This is a genomic window from Providencia sp. 21OH12SH02B-Prov, assembly GCF_027362595.1.
Classification (GTDB): Bacteria; Pseudomonadota; Gammaproteobacteria; order Enterobacterales; family Enterobacteriaceae; genus Providencia; species Providencia zhejiangensis.
The window spans coordinates 1,906,461-1,923,679 of sequence record NZ_CP114796.1 but is presented as its reverse complement, the minus strand read 5'-3'; the positions used below and the strand labels follow the sequence as shown (position 1 = coordinate 1,923,679).

Genomic DNA, 17,219 nt, shown 5'->3' with positions numbered 1-17,219 from the left:
ATAATTAGCAGCTTTTGTTAATGGGTATCAGTAGTAACAGAAGGTAAAGTTATGGATAAAAGCAATACAAAAACATTAGTACAGAGCACAAGTCATCCCGCTCTCAAGCTAATTCCAGGTGTTATTTTAGCGGGGATCTTAACCGCTCTTTCGATGTTTCTTGGTGAACAGCAATGGTTTATTGATGTGGGTTTAGGGGCGCTAACTCTCGCAATCCTCTTAGGTATTATTGTGGGTAACACCGTTTACCCTGTGATGAGTGCGCGTTGTGATAACGGTATAAAGTTTGCCAAACACTATTTTTTACGAGCCGGTATCATACTGTATGGCTTTCGCTTAACTTTTCAACAAATCACCGATGTGGGTGCCACAGGGCTACTCATTGATGCTTTAACGCTTACCTCCACTTTCCTCTTGGCTTTCTGGTTAGGTAAAAAAGTCTTTGGGCTCGATGATGAAACGACCTTTTTAATCGGCGCAGGTAGTAGTATCTGCGGGGCTGCGGCGGTAATGGCGACAGAGCCTGTCGTAAAGGCTTCTGCGAGTAAAGTTGCCGTTGCAGTGTCTACCGTGGTCATTTTCGGTACTATTGCGATTTTTGTATACCCATGGCTTTATCAGCTTAACGCACATTTCGGTTGGTTTACCCAAACACAAGATACTTTTGGCATTTATGTAGGCTCAACAGTCCATGAAGTCGCTCAAGTGGTTGCTATCGGCCATACTATCGGTCCTGATGCTGAAAATGCTTCCGTCATTACAAAAATGATTCGTGTCATGATGTTAGCGCCTTTCTTAATTCTTTTATCCGCCTATTTAAGCCGTCGTTCAATCGTCACTAACGGTGAAAATACACAAAAAAGCAAAATTACTATTCCTTGGTTTGCGGTGATTTTTATCTTAGTGGCTGCATTTAATTCCTTTGATTTATTACCTACAGTCATCGTGAAACACATTATTACTTTAGATACTGTATTATTAGCAATGGCAATGGTAGCACTCGGCCTCACCACTCACGTTAGCGCAATACGTCAAGCAGGTATTAAACCTTTATTAATGGCGCTGATCCTATTTGCATGGTTGATTGTTGGTGGCGTCATCATCAACGCGATTATCCAAATGATGCTTTAATTACCTTCCCATCTCTTCTCTAAAGGCCGCTATTTATGCGGCCTTATTTGTTCATTTCATTTATTTCCCTATTAATGGCATACTTCCTTAAAAAAGGAGTCAATAATGAAATATATTGGAGCACATGTCAGCGCCTCCGGAGGCGTTGATCAAGCCGTCATTCGCGCCCATGAAATTAACGCCACGGCATTTGCGTTATTCACAAAGAATCAGCGCCAGTGGAAAGCCCCTCCACTGACCGAAGAAATCATTGAAAAGTTTAAAGCTAACTGCACCAAATATGGCTATGGTAAGCATCAAATCTTACCTCATGACAGTTACTTAATTAATCTAGGTCATCCAGAAGTCGAAGCCTTAGAAAAATCACGCGCTGCCTTTATTGATGAGATGCAACGCTGTGAGCAGTTGGGCATTGATTTACTCAATTTTCACCCAGGTAGCCATCTCAAAAAAATTGAAGTTGATGATTGTTTGGCACGTATTGCGGAATCCATCAACATCGCATTAAATGAAACGCAAGGTGTTATCGCTGTTATTGAAAACACCGCGGGCCAAGGCTCAAATTTAGGTTATCGGTTTGAGCATTTAGCAAAAATTATTGAAGATGTGGATGATAAAAGCCGCGTTGGCGTTTGTATTGACACTTGCCATGCCTTTGCCGCTGGTTACGACTTACGTACGGAAGACGCTTGCGAAGACACCTTTCAACAGTTTTCAGACATTGTCGGGTTTCAATACCTTAAAGGCATGCATCTCAATGATGCAAAAAGTGAATTTGCCAGCCGAGTCGATCGCCACCACAGTTTAGGTGAAGGCAACATTGGCTATACCCCTTTTAGTTATATTATGAAAGACCCACGTTTTGATGGCATTCCTCTGATTTTGGAAACCATTAATCCTGATATTTGGCCTCAAGAGATTGCGTGGTTGAAGTCACAGCAAAACTAATCAATAGAATCAAGGCGGTAAGTTTCCTTAACCGCCTTGAAATTATGCATCTTGTAATGGGGTTATTTACAAAGACTCCATTTCAATTTTTGCCATCATATCCGCAAGTTTATTACGATTTTTTAAGCCAACATCCGGTTGTGAGACCGATAGTGCTGAAATTGCCGTTGCCATACGGAGTGTGTGTGCGCTCGACTCACCATTTAACAATCCATACGCTAGGCCCGCTACCATCGAGTCACCAGCACCAACGGTACTGACAACTTCACAATGTGGTGGCTTAGCCAACCAAGAGCCTGAGGCATTGACCCATAACGCGCCTTCTTCACCTAACGATATCACCACATGAGAGATGCCTTTATCGCGAAGTTCATGTGCCGCTTCAATGACATCTTTCAGATCGGGTAACTTGCGCCCAACCCACATTTCCAATTCATGGCGATTGGGTTTCACTAACCATGGCGATGCTTTCAAACCCGCTTTTAATGCTTCACGGCTGCTATCAAAAATAATACACGGGCACAATTGACGCAGTCGGCTCATCCAGCGAGTGAATTCCTCAGCTTCAATACCATTCGGTAAGCTTCCACTGACCACCACCATATCAAAATGGCCTAACCAATTGAGTGATTCCGTTGAGAAACGATTCCAGTCTTCTTTACTAACATCAAAACCAGAAAAATTAAAATCGGTCGATTCACCGTTATTTTCCGTCAATTTAACGTTAATTCTTGTCCTACCTGGCACCATATGAAAACGGTTTGCCATTCCGTTATCACTGAAAAAATGTTGGAACTCTTCTTGGTTATCTTTTCCCATAAAACCACTTACGGTGATATCGATTCCAAGGTCTCGTAAAACTTTTGCGACGTTAACCCCTTTGCCTCCTGCATTGAGGCTAGCTGTTTTCACTAAGTTGACTTCACCGACTTCGATTGATGGGCACAGCCCAACAAGATCATAAGCAGGATTTAATGTAATTGTAGCAACCCGGCGAGTCATAACCTCGAATCTCCCTTATCGTTATTGTCGTATACATGCTAGCCATAGTTATACCATTAAAACACAATGGCTTCAGTGATATTTGTAGTTTTTCCTGATTGTTTTTCTAGACTAAACTGGCAATATTAGCCGGCTTAAAATAAAGAATATAAGGAGAACTCATGTCTATTGTTGATGGTGTTGTCGTTGGTGTGGGAGTCATTATCACGAATCAACAAGGCCAAATTTTAATGGGAAAACGCAGCAGCCAACACGCACCGTACTGGTCTATTTTCGGTGGGCACGTCGATGCGGGTGAATCATTCGAGGCATGCGCTATTCGTGAAATAAAAGAGGAAATTGGTATTGATATTACTACCCCAACTGTTTTTGGTATTAGTAATAATGTGAATACCTATCAACAGGAAGGCAAGCATACCGTTTCTATTTGTATGCATGTTGAATACAACGGTGACATAGAGCCGCAAATTATGGAAGCTGATAAGTGTGAAAGCCTAATGTGGGTTGCACCTAATGAGTTGCCTGAACCACACTTTGAAGCTAGCCGCAATGCTATCGACCTATGGTTGAACCAACAATTTTATCACCATCCCGCTTAAGGCTTCCTTTTGTGCAAATGGCATTGCGTCATTTGTACAATAATCATCCAACTCATTATAATTACTCTTAATTTTTTACATTTGTCCGTTAATTATTATTTACATCAACACACACCGCCTGTATCATTAAGCTAGTACAAAGAAACATTAATCGGGAGTTCCCATGTCTGTTGATACAACAAAAACAATCAAACAGCCCTCCATCTTAGGTGGCGCAATGATTATCGCGGGTACAGCCGTTGGCGCTGGTATGTTTTCAATCCCCATGGTGACCTCTGGTGTTTGGTTTACAGGCTCTATCGTGCTTTTAATCTATACCTTTGTTTGCATGCTGCTTTCAGGGTTAATGATTTTAGAAGCCAATATGAATTACCCTGCTGGTGCCAGCTTTCATACCATGGTCAAAGATTTATTAGGACCGATATGGAACTCACTTAATGGTCTATCCATTACTTTCGTGCTGTATATTTTGACTTATGCCTATATATCCGCGGGAAGCTCCATTATTTCTGAGAACTTATCTAGTTACATGGCGGTTCCTCAAGCCGTTTCTGGGTTGTTCTTTGCGCTTCTGGTCGCTTTCTTTGTTTGGTTATCGACACGTGCCGTTGACCGTTTAAGCACGATTTTAATCGGCGGTATGGTCATCACCTTTGTGATGTCTATTGGTGGCATGGTCACAACAGCATCCCCTTCAATTCTACTCAACCAAGTCGATCAAGGTAATGCCCACTATTTACCGTATGCACTCGCTGCATTACCTTACTTATTAACGTCATTTGGTTATCACGGTAATGTTCCAGGTCTAGTTAAGTATTACAATAAAGATAGTCGTTCTGTTGTACGTAGTCTTGTGTATGGCGCTATTATTACTGTTGCGATTTATATCCTGTGGCAGTATGCGGTTCAAGGTAACATCCCACGCTCCGCGTTTATTCAAATTCGTGAAGAAGGCAATAACATTGGTGCATTATTGAAACAAATGAATGCATCGACGAATAGCGATTTCATTTCCCAATTTTTGACGCTATTTTCCTATATGGCATTGGCAAGTTCATTTTTAGGTGTATCACTTGGTTTATTTGATTTTATTGCTGACTTCTTTAAATTTAATGACAGCAAACAAGGTCGCTTTAAATCTGCCCTAATCACATTTTTGCCACCAACTGTCTTTGCACTCGTTTTCCCTAATGGTTTTATCTACGCGATTGGTTTTGCTGGTCTTGCCGCGACAATTTGGGCTGTCATCGTACCTGCATTAATGGCTAAAGCGAGTCGTAAACGTTTTCCAAACAACAGCTATCAGGCTCCTGGTGGTATCAGTATTATTCTGTTTGTCATTCTATTCGGTGTCATTAATGCTGTAGCACACATACTTTCCTTATTTGGGTTACTCCCAGTCTATTAATTGAACATCCCTCCCCAGCTAAGTCGCTGGGGAGATTTTTTTGCTGAAAAATGTGTTTACTATCTTGCCTAATCGCCTATCTGCGAGTAATTTTGTCGCACTCTTTTATGAAGACAATCAAGAAGGTTATATATGGCAAAGGCCAATGAAATCAAACGCGGTTTTGCAGTGAATTACAATGGCAAACTGTTGTTGGTTAAAGACATTGATATTCAAGCGCCAAGCGCTCGTGGTGCCAGCACTTTATACAAAATGCGCTTTACTGACATTAAAACAGGGCAAAAAGTCGAAGAGCGTTTTAAAGGTGATGATATTTTAGAGACTATCTCACTCACTCGCCGAGCTGTTAGCTTCTCTTATATCGATGGTGATGAATATGTCTTTATGGACAATGAAGACTATACGCCTTATCTATTTAAACGTGCGGATATTGAAGAGGAATTATTGTTTATTCCTGAAGAAGGCCTACCTGGCATGCAAGTGCTAACAATGGATGGTCAAGTCCTTGCACTCGAATTACCTCAAACTGTCGATATGGTCATCGTAGAAACCACTCCCGCCATTAAAGGGGCTTCTGCGAGCGCACGTACAAAGCCTGCAACAATGGCTACCGGTTTAACGGTTCAAGTTCCTGAATACCTCACCAGCGGCGAAAAAATTCGTATCCATATTCCTGAGCGTCGTTATATGGGTCGCTGCGATTAATTGTTGTTATCACCTATGGGCGGACGCCCATAGGGCTTTCGAACTTTACACAATTTGAATTCGCTTTCCTGCTTTAAATCATATGACTCTTTTCAAATCAGTTATATATCAGTGTATACACACCCAGAGTCTGTGCTTTATCTATCCATTTAAAGCTTTGAGTCCCTTTGTTATTTGGCAGCTCTTGAGTGCCTTTTTTTAAGGTCTTTAGGGGGATTTGCGTTGTCACGGGCTTACCGCTATCGTTCCAGCAAGTGGTTTGAACATTTTCCTGAAATGTCCCGATTTGACATGGCGATGCAACGATAGCCCCCGTAAATGTAATCGTGCCACTACCGATTACTGTTTTTTCTTTCGCTTGTGCTATTGGTGAATAGTTAATGACTGTGATTGCCAATATTGCTGCTATGGAAATTTTATTGACTATAAGTTTCATAAAAAGCATCCATTAAAAATTAAGTTATCGTCATTTGTAATAAATTATTTATATTTAAATTGTTTTTTATTTTTATCACTGAATGACGAGATTCTAATTTGAATGAATGAAATGATATTTAACTGATAGCCGTAGTTTTTTATTTTTCTTTAACTCTAAGAAATAAAATATAATAAGATAACCTGATCACAAAATAACAAGCGATCACACAGATTGCCACTTTCCTTCTTTCTTATCCATTAAAATTAGCCTGTTTATTTTTATAAATAAGGCAACAGCCTTGGTCGACCTAATTCACATTCACTTAATGGCTATAATATGAAGACATTACTTGCAAAGCCTATCGTACTTAGTCCATCGCAATTGATTGCCAGTGGACGGCAACGAGCGTGTTATCATCATCCTGAACGTGAGGATTTATGCGTAAAAGTGCATCATGCAGATAGAGATGATAAAGAGACGATACGCGAAATAAAATATTACAAACGGATTTATCGAAATAAATCGTCGTCAGAGACAATCTCCGATTATTATGGTACTCAGGAAACAAACATGGGGACGGGTTATGTATTTCAGTTAATTAAAGATAAAACAGGGGCTGTATCTAATACACTTGATTATTTTTTTAAAAATAAAAACTATTTTTTAAAACATCAAAAAAATATGCGAATTGCGTATGATATTTTTAAAAAAACGATATTTAAAGACGCCATAGTGACAATGGCATTAAAGCCTTACAATATTGTCTACCAATTAGGCTATAAGCCTCATGGTCAATTTGTGATCATTGATAACCTCGGCAGTGCAAATTTAATTCCCGTCGATTATTTTTCGTCAACGCTAGCGCGAACAACACTCTCTCGCCGATTTGCTGATTTTGAACGACGAATATATAACGAATACCATATTAAACTCGCCAACATGCAGATACTAACTCGCTAACTTGGTATGCCTACAGTATAGTGATGGTTAACGATAATGAGTTTGCCATCACTATTTAAGTTGGTCAGCTTAAGTAAATTTAAACTTCTTTACATTTAAGAGTGTCTTAATCGTTAATAATTGCAGCAAGCCAGCTTAAAATGTGATCTAGATCGTTATTTTTATTATATTCTTGGTTCACTTAACAGTTAAAGTTCTATTTTTTTAACAAAAAGCCGCCAAAACCCTTACTCTATTCGTATTTAATATAATGTTTTGTAAATTATCCCCTTATTAACTCGCCATTTCAGTTCTGTTTATGTATGCTCTCTATGTTTGGCGAAATAAGTATGCAACTGCCAAATTTTAACGATGAGTGTCTGCCTAGCTGGCTGTTATTGTGTTTACATATCACACATCTTCTTCTACGGCGTGCAGTTTATTTACATTCATATACAAAGTTTAGTTGTTCTGTATTAAACACTTTCTGTGAAAAGCTAGTGTTGCATTTGATAAAATGCGTTTTTCACAGGGATAAGTTTACGTTTATTGTGTGGAAAAACACAAAACAAAATGGCAAGGGATATCGAGAATAATGGCAACATCTGAAAAATTTAAGCGCAACATTTTGCGCATTATACCAGCAATCGCGATTGCCGCGGCACTTTCAGCTTGTACTACCCCTAATTCTTCAAAGAATGCTCAACGTACTCCCCACTCTGAACCTCGCATGTTAAATGGTTCTTCTGACTCTTTAGCGATGGCTTCGCAAGATGAGTTTGAACAACTCGTCCAGAGCGTCGATACCAAATCGAAAATTATGGACCAATACGCTAACTGGAAAGGGGTCAGCTATCGCCTAGGCGGTACAACAAAGAGTGGTATTGATTGTTCAAGTTTTGTTCAGCGCACCTTTATCGAACAATTCGGTGTTGCTTTGCCTCGCACCACCTCGGAACAAGAGTCTTCAGGACAGAGCGTCAAACGCAATAATTTAAAAGCAGGTGACTTAGTTTTATTTAAAACAGGTCGTCGCATGAAACACGTTGGCATTTATATCGGCGATAATAAATTTGTTCACGCTTCTACCAGTAGCGGTGTTATCGTTTCTGAAATGACCAATGAGTATTGGAGCAAAAGATACTACGCGGGCCGTCGTGTTATTAATGGCTCATAAGCTGTAAAATCTCATTAATCCCTTGCCAATAAAAAAGCTTCCAAGTTTAAAAACTGGAAGCTTTTTTATTGTATTCAATACGGTTTTATTAAGACGAATAGAAACCTGATCCAAGCTCGGCAATAGCAACGCCATCGGCCTTTAAGCGACACATTGCCGCAAGCTCATCATTTGCATGAATAAAGAGGCAAACTTCTTTTTGCCACTCTAAAATTGCACTTTCAATTTGCAATTCAGACAATGATTCTGATAACTGCTTCATTGCGATGCAATCTGTCGCACAGTCATGACTGAGTAATTTCAGCCCCACAAGTTTATCGCTACCAAAATCATCTGTAGGTACCACTTCAACATCAGTCCCTATTTTTCCAGATAACCAGCGGTAGCTTTGCGGCAGCCTGTGCACTACCGAAAGACCTGATTTTTCCACAACAAATTCCTATTGCTACCTAACCATCATATTATTTGCTGAACGAGATCCATTTACCTAATCAACGCTGAGTAGAGTTTTTTCCATAAATCCCCCCTACTCCTAAGCAATTTGATTCTCCCTCCTCTAAGTTAATCCTTAGAGCTCAGTAAACTTCATCAAACCTCGTTCAAACCGAATTCGCTACAACTCACAAAAGTAACGTGTTTGTTAAATTATCATACCTAAATATAACATTAATTATTGCTCGTGTCGTTAAATTTTTGTGACACAAATCCTTGCATACGAATTTTTTTACCCAGAATGTTAAACTTTAAATTTTTTTTACTATTGAAATTCAACATTAAGACTAACTATTAGCCATTTTTTTTACATTACTAAACGGAGGTTAATAATAAACTGAGTTATTTTGAATAAAAATCATCATCTCAACCAATTTTTCACTTAACTCCAATCAGCTTAGTTTAATACATAAATTTAACAAACGTTAATCCAATGATAGTTGACCCAGATCATTTTTATACAGAAATTCTAATTTTACTGAAGATGAATTCGGTTTTATCGAGTAGTTAATTTTTACTTAACACTATTCAAATAAATATGGTGACTAACTGAAATTAATGCGGGTAAGCGGCTTAAAACAACAGAAGCCGCTTGACATGATAGAAACTGATCGTCGTTTATTTTTTAGCGCGTTTAGCTAATAAAACAAATAACATAGAAAAGGCAACACAGGCGACCATCGAGCCAACCATCGGCCATGCGGATTTAGCCGGAATCAACGATATCAATGAGCCAATTAACGCCGCAATCGAAAAGCGAATCGTTCCCGCTAATGAAGATACAGTTCCTGCAATATGTGGGTAGTTATCCAAAATCACCGCCATCGCATTAGACGTGATCATCGCAATGCCACTGACATAGACAGCAACACCAAGCACTAAAGCCCAGAAACCGACATCAAGTGCTGTTGTGGCTAATAACCAAATACCCATGGTAAATTGCACAATAATTCCAAGGTAGAGCATATGCTCCGCCCCAAAGCGTCTTACATAACGGCTATTTAAGGTTGTCATTAAAAATAAGAAAACAATATTAATACCAAAAAAGTAACCGAAATCTTGAGGAGATACACCGTTAAGCTCAATATAGACAAATGGCCCTGCATTCAAGAATGAAAACATGCCTGAAAATGAAAATGAACTTGCGAGGATATAAAATAGAACCTGCTTTGCACGAAACAAGGTCGCAAATTGTTTTAAGGTATTACCTAAATGGAATGGCTGACGTTTCTCAACAGGCAACGTTTCACGTATAAATAAGCTAACTAGAATAACAGCCAAAACAGCAGCAATCGCAATACTCCAGAAAATAGCGTGCCATGAGAACCAACGCATCATTTCTCCGCCGAGAATTGGCGCAAGTAAAGGCGCAATCGTCATCACTAACACGACAAAAGACATACTTCGCGAAAATTCATCGCGTGTAAACATATCTCTCATTAATGCGTTAATCACAACACTCGCTGCCGCTGCCGCAAAACCATGTAGGAATCTAAACAGAATGAGTGAATCGATGGATTCAGAAAGTGCACAAGCTGCCGATGCGATAGCAAATACAATAACACCACCTAAAATGACAGGCTTACGTCCTAGGCTATCCGCCATTGGTCCATAAAACAGTTGCCCTATCGCAAAGCCAAATATATAGCTATTTAGCGTCATTTGGATGCGCCCTTCATCGACATTGAAGTACTCACCCATAGCTAAGAAACTCGGTAGGTACATATCAATGGCCAAAGGCATAAGCATCGATAATAAACCTAATATTAATATCAATCCTAAGTAGGATGATGTCTGCTGTTGCACTCTTTTAAACTCCTATCTCGTTCCGCTTAAGGCGCACGAGCCAATGACACAGTAAGCGTATATAAACTGCGCATGACTAAACTTCTTTTGTATTACGTTTGGTATTTAGCGCGGAACTGTCACGCTATTAATTTCATCTTCTGTCAGTACTCGATATTCACCCGGTGCCAACTCAGCATCTAGCCATATATCACCAATACGTTCGCGATGTAGGCCACAAACATGATTTCCAACAGCCGCAAACATCCTTTTGACTTGATGATAGCGACCTTCGCTGATCGTCAATAAGACTTCTTTGGGCGTGATTATTTCTAATTGTGCAGGTTTAGTTGGATATTTTTCACCATTAAGCATGACGCCTTCAGCAAAGCGCTGTGCGACATCATCGGCAATATCGTGTTCTAATTCGACCCGATAGGTCTTTTCACAATGATGTTTAGGTGACGTTATACGATGCGACCATTGACCATCATCCGTTAATAGCACAAGCCCTGTTGTATCGATATCAAGGCGTCCTGCCGAATGCAGCTTATCGGCTAACGGTTCATCAATAAAATAGAGAATAGTCGGGTGTGTCGGGTCGTCAGTTGAACAGACGTAGCCTTCAGGCTTATGCAGCATAAAATAACGAGGACCTGTAACATGGACTAAAACACTGCCTTCATAAGCAACCGATTGTTCAGGGCTAATCTGTAGCGCACCTGATTTAACAATTTCATCGTCGACAGTGACTTTTCCTGCACGTAGCTCGCGAGTTACCAGACTCCGACTAATCCCTAATTGCTGGGACAAAAACTTATCCAGTCGCATAAATTCTCTTAATTTGATGGAATAGCAACTCAACCCTATAAAGCGGCCAAGTTGTTAGAAATAAAATTGAAAGGTTATTGTGATTATGTTCACATCTTTTATTATATCAATAACTAATCACAAGTGATAGCGTCTCAAAATTATGTGGTGTTTTTAGCTCATGCCATTGTGTTAACCTAAATTTAACACTGAGAGACTCACTATTTTTAATTAATGCTGAATAATATGCCTTTTGTTCTCCGCCCCTATCAACAAGATGCTGTCGATGCGACGATTCACTACTTTCGCCAGCACACGCAACCTGCTGTTATTGTGCTACCTACAGGCGCAGGAAAAAGCCTAGTGATAGCCGAACTTGCTCGCTTAGCTCGAGGAAGAGTGCTTGTGTTAGCTCACGTCAAAGAGCTTGTTGAACAAAATCATGCTAAATATAGGGCTTATGGCCTAGAAGCGGATATTTTTGCTGCGGGTTTAAATCGTAAACAATCCCACAGCAAAGTGGTCTTTGGTAGCGTACAATCTGTCGCGCGCAACCTAGAAAGCTTTCATGACAACTTTTCACTGGTCATTATTGATGAGTGCCACCGTATTAGCGGAAATAAAAAAAGCCAATACCAACAAATTATCAATAGCCTTAGCCAATATAATCCAACGCTAAAAATTCTAGGGTTGACCGCTACGCCTTATCGACTAGGTTCAGGCTGGATTTACCAATATCATTATCATGGCATGGTCAGAGGTGATGAAAATTGCTTTTTCCGCGAATGTATTTACGAATTACCGTTACACTATATGATTAAAAATCATTTCTTAGTACCGCCTGAACGTCTCGACATGCCTGTACTGCAATATGATTTTAGCAAGGTGTCACTCAGTTCCGCGGGCATTTTCAATGAACATGAACTCAATCTTTCTATCCAAAAACAAAAACGCATTACGCCGAAGATTGTGGCTCAAATCGTTGACTATGCGACACCACGACAAGGCTGCATGATTTTTGCTGCAACTGTCGAACACGCAAAAGAGGTACTCAGCTATCTCCCCCAAAATACTGCCGCCTTAGTCACCGCAGATACACCGGCGATGGAACGTGAAGCGATTATCCAACAATTTAAAAATAAACAATTGCATTTTTTAGTTAACGTCTCCGTATTAACAACCGGTTTCGATGCCCCTCATGTGGATGTTATCGCCATTTTACGCCCTACTGAATCGGTCAGTTTATACCAACAGATTGTTGGACGTGGTTTGCGATTATCACCTAATAAATCTCAGTGTTTGATTTTAGACTACGCGGGTAATCCTCATGACTTATTTCGCCCTGAAGTTGGTTCAAGCAAACCTAATTCGAATAGTGTGCCTGTACAAGTTTTTTGTCCACTCTGTCAATTTGCGAATACTTTTTGGGGAAAATGCACAGAAGATGGCCAAATTATTGAGCACTATGGCCGCCGTTGCCAAGGTTGGGAAGAAAATGCGTTAGGACACAAGCAACAATGTGAATTTCGTTTTCGTTTTAAGCAATGCCCTCACTGTGGAGCAGAAAATGATATCGCTGCACGACGCTGTCAAAAATGTGATGAGGTGCTATCGGATCCTGACGATATGCTAAAAGCCGCATTGAAACTAAAAGATGCTTTAATTTTACGTTGTGGTGGAATGGAGATGACAACAGGTCGCGATAATAAAGGTGAATGGTTAAAAATCACCTATTATGATGAGGATGGTACTTCTGTCTCAGAACGTTTTCGCCTTCATACAACACCACAACGTCGTGCATTTGAGCATCGTTTCTTGCGTGAACACTTACGAGCGCCTGGCGTTCCTTTCAAATGGTCGTCAGCCCATGATATCGTTACCCAACAGTCCGCATTACGATACCCGCAATTTATTGTTGCTCGTAAAAAAGAAAGTTATTGGGAGATCCGCCAAAAAATATTCGATTATCATGGACGCTTCCGCGTTGCTGACCAACTCTATTCTTGATGTTAATTAGATTATGATTGCCGTTGTAGGCATTTTCCGTTAAAATGCCGCCCGCTTGGATGTTTCGCATTAGCGTACTTCAACAACACCAAGCCAAATATCGAACCTGCTGCTGGGTCGCCTGTAGCAGGATTTTATTTTTTTCTTGTATAGAGAAATAGTAATGTTAACTATCAATGCAATTGCACGTAAAGAGCAGGGTAAGGGTGCGAGCCGCCGCCTGCGCAGAGCAAACCAGCTTCCAGCTATCGTTTACGGTGGCAACCAAGAAGCTATCTCTGTGACTCTTAGCCACGATGAAGTGATTAACCAAGAAGGTAAAGCAGAATTTTATGAAGTTCTGAACCTGGTTATCGATGGTAAAGAAACTAAAGTCAAAGTTCAGGCTGTTCAACGTCACCCGTTCAAACCAAAAGTGACGCACATTGACTTCCTGCGCGTTTAATTAAAGCCACAAGCCGAGCTTTAGAATTTATCGGGACGCCGAGTAAATAACGCCGCAATTGCGGCGTTATTTATTTTCAACATATGCTTATTTTCCACCACGGCGCTGTAGCTGATCACGTAAATTCGGTGGTGTACCGCGAATAGTCAGAGTATCCGTCACTGGATCCCAAAAAATACGTTCTCCCATCAACATCGCATCAAAACTGATCGTGATTCCCCCGCCACTCCCCGAGAATTTAGTCAGCTGTTTTAATGTGCCTCTATCCGCAGGAAAACTGTCTTCTAACTGATAATCATTTTGACGGGCAAAATCACCAAAACTCTGTTCTTCTACTATTGGTAATTCATTAGACAGTGCTTGTAACTCAATTTCTTCGCCGGATTGTAACTGTTCCGTACAATATGCATGCACTTGCTGACGATAAGCTTGACGTGTGTTCTTATCCATTTGCGCATTATCGCAAAAATCATCGAGCGCCTGCACTAGCCCTTTATTCTGTACTTTTGCATTCAAGCCTTCTGACGCAGCCAAGAAATCCATAAAAAAATCAGATACTTTACGACCAACACGCCCTTTTAAAAAGGTTAAATAGCGTGTAGATTCGGGATTGGTTTCCCATTCCGTTAAATCGATACGAGCAACAATGTCTGCATGAGGAATATCGAGGTAATGCGTGGTCGATAAATCGAGGCTGTCGGTTACAAACATACTATCGCAACTACTGAGCACCGCGATTAATAAATATTCAACAGCAAGATAACGGTATTGGCAAAATAACACGACCCCACCTTCAGCAAAGGGATATTTAGCCAATTCATCTTTTAAACGCACGGTCATTGCTCGACTAAAGCCAAGAAATTCTTCTTCACCTTTACGCAACAGTTTCAACGCATCGGCCAGTTCGCTTTCTTCATTAAACTCACCAAAAGCTTTACTTTTTGCGCTATATACTCGGTGTAATTCTGCCATCATGTCTTGTACAACGTTATCGGTTGACAATAAAGAATCGCGCAACATGACTTCAAGTGTCTGTTCATCACGTTTAATCAACTGATGTAAAGCTATCTGGGAAATTTCCAGACTCATTGTAGGCTCCTTATTCAAGCAGAAATATTCTCGCGCGTATTCAAACACTGATACTATTTATCTGCAACCGAAACTGTCATTTGCGCCTATTTTTACACCTAAATGCTGAACTAATACTCATTCGAATAATCTTAATAAGCATTATTATCACTCAAAGATAAATTTCTTGCTAAGAAAGAAGAAAATCATCCCGCTATACGCTATCATAGGTGGGCTTTTACTAATTTAGGATGTCAGAATTTATGCCACAGTCATCTCGCTATAGCGATGAAAAAGTTGAAACTCTACTTGCTGAACTTGTCAGCGTGTTAGAAAAAAACCATACTCCTGTAGATCTCTCACTTATGGTGTTAGGCAATATGGTGACCAATCTGCTCAACACGTCAGTTGCACCAGCACAGCGTAAAATGATTGCAGACTCTTTCGCCAATGCTTTACTGTCTTCTGTTAAAGATGACAAATCCCACTAAATAGATAATGAAATAAACAGTATGGTGACCCATCAGCGCTACCGTGACAAAGTCTCCCAGATGATCAGTTGGGGGCACTGGTTTGCTCTTTTCAATATCCTACTTAGTCTGGGACTAAGTAGTAGCTATCTGTTTATTTTTGATTGGCCCGACACACTTGCTGGGCGTATTTTTGCCTTCGTCAGTTGGATAGGACATTTTAGCTTCGTTGTCTTTGCTTGCTACTTACTCATCGTTTTTCCACTGACCTTTATTGTCATGTCTCAGCGGTTGCTGAGGCTAATTTGTGTTGCCCTTGCGACTGCTGGCACCACATTGCTAATCTTTGATATTCGTGTCTTTAGCCAATTTGGCCTGCATCTAACACCACAAGTATGGGATCTCGTCATTAACCCTGAACAAGGGGAAATGGCACGTGAATGGCAACTTATGTTTATTGTTATTCCGATCATCTTCTTAGTGCAAATGTTATTCGCAACTTGGAGTTGGCAAAAATTACGTAGTCTGAACCGACAAACTTTTGGTAAGCCTTTAGCCGGATTTTTCATCGCGACCTTTGTTATGTCTCATTTGATGTATGCATGGTCAGATGCCAATTTTTATCGTCCTATCACGATGCAGCGCTATAACTACCCACTGTCTCAGCCTATGACCGCCAGAAAACTCCTTGACCGATATGGACTGTTAGACTTATCCGAACATCAAAATCGTGTATTCCAACAAGGTAGCCCTACGGCGTTAAAAGTCCAGTACCCATTGAAACCACTTAGCTACTATGACCAAGGTATAGGCTATAATTTACTGCTCATTGTGGTGGACGATTTAGGCGATAAAAAGCAGCAAGATGACATGTCATCGTTGAACGCCTTTAAAGATATGAGTACCGAGTTTACTAACCATTATACGACTGGTTTACGTAATGATACGGCCCTATTCGGCCTGTTCTACGGTATTTCAGCTAGCTACTTTGATAATATTCTGAATGAACGTAATGCTTCTGTACTCATACAGGCGTTACAACATCAAGGCTATCAATTCGGTCTGTTCTCTACCGATGGGTTTAATTCACCGCTGTTTCGTCAAGCTATCTTGGCGGATTATTCGTTGCCAGCAAAAGCAGCCGATAGCGACGCGCAGACCATTACACAATGGACGTCATGGCTGACTAATTTGAAAAATGAATCGCCTTGGTTCTCATTTTTGAACATAAAAGGCCAGCCCGGTAGTCAACAAACGGATGCCCAAATCAATCAAGTTATTGAAACATTGATACGTGATGGGCGGATGAAAAATACTATCGTGGTGATTACCGCGAATTATAATGGTGCTGAGCAATCCGAAACCACTGACTGGTTTAATCAGAAACGTTTTGCACGTGAAAAAATGCAAGTTCCATTATTTATCTATTGGCCGAATACACCTAGCCAGCAAATTGATAAGCTCACCAGTCATCAAGATGTATTGACAACAATTATGCAACGGTTGCTGCATGTCTCTAACTCCCCAGATGACTACAGCCAAGGCGAGGATTTATTCAGCCCAGAACGTAAATTCCCTTGGATCATTACTGGGGATGATAACGATGTCGTGATCACAACGGATGATGCAACCTTATATATGGATAAAAATGGTCAATTTAGTATCTATGACTTGCAGGGTAAAGAAATGAAAGACCAAAAACCGGATCTTGCTCAGCTACTAAAAATCTTTACTGAGCTTAAGCGATTTAATGAAAATTAACGTTTAAAAATCAATCAGTCGTGCAACTCAAGTCTTGCTTTAATGGGGAAAATG

The 17,219-nt window shown here is 40.4% G+C and carries 17 protein-coding genes; 11 read left to right on the top strand and 6 right to left on the bottom strand.

Annotated features, from left to right (window positions below; genetic code table 11):
- Positions 1-51: 51 nt before the first annotated feature.
- Positions 52-1,131 (top strand): YeiH family protein, encoded by a 1,080-nt coding sequence (locus O7C57_RS09175; protein ID WP_154624864.1) that lies wholly within the window; start codon positions 52-54, stop codon positions 1,129-1,131.
- Between the two features lie 105 nt (positions 1,132-1,236).
- Positions 1,237-2,079 (top strand): deoxyribonuclease IV, encoded by an 843-nt coding sequence (gene nfo / locus O7C57_RS09170; RefSeq protein WP_154624865.1) that lies wholly within the window; start codon positions 1,237-1,239, stop codon positions 2,077-2,079.
- 66 nt (positions 2,080-2,145) lie between these two features.
- Here nfo and fruK read toward each other — a convergent pair whose 3' ends face one another.
- The gene (fruK, locus tag O7C57_RS09165; RefSeq protein WP_154624866.1) at positions 2,146-3,081 is read right to left on the bottom strand and encodes a 1-phosphofructokinase; all 936 of its coding nucleotides are present in this window, start codon (positions 3,079-3,081) and stop codon (positions 2,146-2,148) included.
- 161 nt (positions 3,082-3,242) lie between these two features.
- Here fruK and O7C57_RS09160 point away from each other — a divergent pair, with 161 nt between their 5' ends.
- From O7C57_RS09160 to yeiP, 3 genes are all read left to right on the top strand, one after another.
- On the top strand, positions 3,243-3,680 hold the full coding sequence (locus O7C57_RS09160) for a nucleotide triphosphate diphosphatase NUDT15 (protein WP_154624867.1): 438 nt from the start codon (positions 3,243-3,245) through the stop codon (positions 3,678-3,680).
- A gap of 163 nt (positions 3,681-3,843) precedes the next feature.
- The gene (gene mtr / locus O7C57_RS09155) at positions 3,844-5,088 is read left to right on the top strand and encodes a tryptophan permease (RefSeq protein WP_154624868.1); all 1,245 of its coding nucleotides are present in this window, start codon (positions 3,844-3,846) and stop codon (positions 5,086-5,088) included.
- A 132-nt stretch (positions 5,089-5,220) separates the two neighbouring features.
- On the top strand, positions 5,221-5,793 hold the full coding sequence (yeiP, locus tag O7C57_RS09150; RefSeq protein WP_154635581.1) for an elongation factor P-like protein YeiP: 573 nt from the start codon (positions 5,221-5,223) through the stop codon (positions 5,791-5,793).
- A gap of 97 nt (positions 5,794-5,890) precedes the next feature.
- On the opposite strand, the gene O7C57_RS09145 is transcribed toward yeiP, so the two are convergent.
- Complete coding sequence (locus tag O7C57_RS09145; RefSeq protein ID WP_154635580.1) at positions 5,891-6,229, bottom strand: hypothetical protein; 339 nt, start codon at positions 6,227-6,229, stop codon at positions 5,891-5,893.
- 318 nt (positions 6,230-6,547) lie between these two features.
- Here O7C57_RS09145 and O7C57_RS09140 point away from each other — a divergent pair, with 318 nt between their 5' ends.
- Positions 6,548-7,171 (top strand): YrbL family protein, encoded by a 624-nt coding sequence (locus O7C57_RS09140; protein WP_154635579.1) that lies wholly within the window; start codon positions 6,548-6,550, stop codon positions 7,169-7,171.
- A gap of 574 nt (positions 7,172-7,745) precedes the next feature.
- On the top strand, positions 7,746-8,327 hold the full coding sequence (mepS, locus tag O7C57_RS09135) for a bifunctional murein DD-endopeptidase/murein LD-carboxypeptidase (RefSeq protein WP_154624342.1): 582 nt from the start codon (positions 7,746-7,748) through the stop codon (positions 8,325-8,327).
- Positions 8,328-8,415: 88 nt separating this feature from the next.
- Here the strand turns inward: mepS and O7C57_RS09130 are convergent, their stop codons facing one another.
- The 3 genes from O7C57_RS09130 to rsuA all read right to left on the bottom strand — a co-directional run bounded on the left by O7C57_RS09130 (position 8,416) and on the right by rsuA (position 11,435).
- Positions 8,416-8,757 carry a hypothetical protein gene (locus O7C57_RS09130; RefSeq protein WP_163861328.1) on the bottom strand — a complete coding sequence of 114 codons (342 nt, stop codon included), beginning with the start codon at positions 8,755-8,757 and terminating at the stop codon, positions 8,416-8,418.
- Positions 8,758-9,437: 680 nt separating this feature from the next.
- Positions 9,438-10,568 (bottom strand): Bcr/CflA family multidrug efflux MFS transporter, encoded by a 1,131-nt coding sequence (locus O7C57_RS09125; protein WP_230085779.1) that lies wholly within the window; start codon positions 10,566-10,568, stop codon positions 9,438-9,440.
- A gap of 162 nt (positions 10,569-10,730) precedes the next feature.
- The gene (rsuA, locus tag O7C57_RS09120; RefSeq protein ID WP_154622296.1) at positions 10,731-11,435 is read right to left on the bottom strand and encodes a 16S rRNA pseudouridine(516) synthase RsuA; all 705 of its coding nucleotides are present in this window, start codon (positions 11,433-11,435) and stop codon (positions 10,731-10,733) included.
- A gap of 225 nt (positions 11,436-11,660) precedes the next feature.
- On the opposite strand from rsuA, the gene O7C57_RS09115 reads away from it, so the two are divergent.
- On the top strand, positions 11,661-13,421 hold the full coding sequence (locus O7C57_RS09115; protein ID WP_269723935.1) for a DEAD/DEAH box helicase: 1,761 nt from the start codon (positions 11,661-11,663) through the stop codon (positions 13,419-13,421).
- Positions 13,422-13,584: 163 nt separating this feature from the next.
- Positions 13,585-13,866: a 50S ribosomal protein L25 gene (rplY, locus tag O7C57_RS09110; RefSeq protein ID WP_154622298.1), complete on the top strand. Its 282-nt coding sequence runs from the start codon at positions 13,585-13,587 to the stop codon at positions 13,864-13,866.
- Positions 13,867-13,953: 87 nt separating this feature from the next.
- Here the strand turns inward: rplY and yejK are convergent, their stop codons facing one another.
- A complete protein-coding gene (gene yejK / locus O7C57_RS09105; protein WP_163861321.1) occupies positions 13,954-14,955 on the bottom strand; it encodes a nucleoid-associated protein YejK in 1,002 nt (333 codons plus the stop codon).
- Between the two features lie 242 nt (positions 14,956-15,197).
- Between yejK and O7C57_RS09100 the strand changes: the two genes are divergently transcribed.
- Together O7C57_RS09100 and yejM are read left to right on the top strand one after the other, a co-directional pair.
- Positions 15,198-15,425, top strand: a complete 228-nt coding sequence (locus O7C57_RS09100) for a YejL family protein (protein ID WP_154622300.1) — start codon at positions 15,198-15,200, stop codon at positions 15,423-15,425.
- A gap of 21 nt (positions 15,426-15,446) precedes the next feature.
- Entirely contained in the window at positions 15,447-17,165 is a 1,719-nt protein-coding gene (gene yejM, locus O7C57_RS09095; protein WP_163861318.1) for an LPS biosynthesis-modulating metalloenzyme YejM, read from the top strand.
- Positions 17,166-17,219 lie beyond the last annotated feature (54 nt).

What these genes read in the sequence shown, in the direction of transcription:
- O7C57_RS09175 (WP_154624864.1), top strand. Translation starts at nt 52, where the DNA reads ATGGATAAAAGCAATACAAAAACATTAGTACAGAGCACAAGTCATCCC.
- nfo (WP_154624865.1), top strand. Translation starts at nt 1,237, where the DNA reads ATGAAATATATTGGAGCACATGTCAGCGCCTCCGGAGGCGTTGATCAA.
- fruK (WP_154624866.1), bottom strand. Translation starts at nt 3,081, where the DNA reads ATGACTCGCCGGGTTGCTACAATTACATTAAATCCTGCTTATGATCTT.
- O7C57_RS09160 (WP_154624867.1), top strand. Translation starts at nt 3,243, where the DNA reads ATGTCTATTGTTGATGGTGTTGTCGTTGGTGTGGGAGTCATTATCACG.
- mtr (WP_154624868.1), top strand. Translation starts at nt 3,844, where the DNA reads ATGTCTGTTGATACAACAAAAACAATCAAACAGCCCTCCATCTTAGGT.
- yeiP (WP_154635581.1), top strand. Translation starts at nt 5,221, where the DNA reads ATGGCAAAGGCCAATGAAATCAAACGCGGTTTTGCAGTGAATTACAAT.
- O7C57_RS09145 (WP_154635580.1), bottom strand. Translation starts at nt 6,229, where the DNA reads ATGAAACTTATAGTCAATAAAATTTCCATAGCAGCAATATTGGCAATC.
- O7C57_RS09140 (WP_154635579.1), top strand. Translation starts at nt 6,548, where the DNA reads ATGAAGACATTACTTGCAAAGCCTATCGTACTTAGTCCATCGCAATTG.
- mepS (WP_154624342.1), top strand. Translation starts at nt 7,746, where the DNA reads ATGGCAACATCTGAAAAATTTAAGCGCAACATTTTGCGCATTATACCA.
- O7C57_RS09125 (WP_230085779.1), bottom strand. Translation starts at nt 10,568, where the DNA reads ATGCTTATGCCTTTGGCCATTGATATGTACCTACCGAGTTTCTTAGCT.
- rsuA (WP_154622296.1), bottom strand. Translation starts at nt 11,435, where the DNA reads ATGCGACTGGATAAGTTTTTGTCCCAGCAATTAGGGATTAGTCGGAGT.
- O7C57_RS09115 (WP_269723935.1), top strand. Translation starts at nt 11,661, where the DNA reads ATGCCTTTTGTTCTCCGCCCCTATCAACAAGATGCTGTCGATGCGACG.
- rplY (WP_154622298.1), top strand. Translation starts at nt 13,585, where the DNA reads ATGTTAACTATCAATGCAATTGCACGTAAAGAGCAGGGTAAGGGTGCG.
- yejK (WP_163861321.1), bottom strand. Translation starts at nt 14,955, where the DNA reads ATGAGTCTGGAAATTTCCCAGATAGCTTTACATCAGTTGATTAAACGT.
- O7C57_RS09100 (WP_154622300.1), top strand. Translation starts at nt 15,198, where the DNA reads ATGCCACAGTCATCTCGCTATAGCGATGAAAAAGTTGAAACTCTACTT.
- yejM (WP_163861318.1), top strand. Translation starts at nt 15,447, where the DNA reads ATGGTGACCCATCAGCGCTACCGTGACAAAGTCTCCCAGATGATCAGT.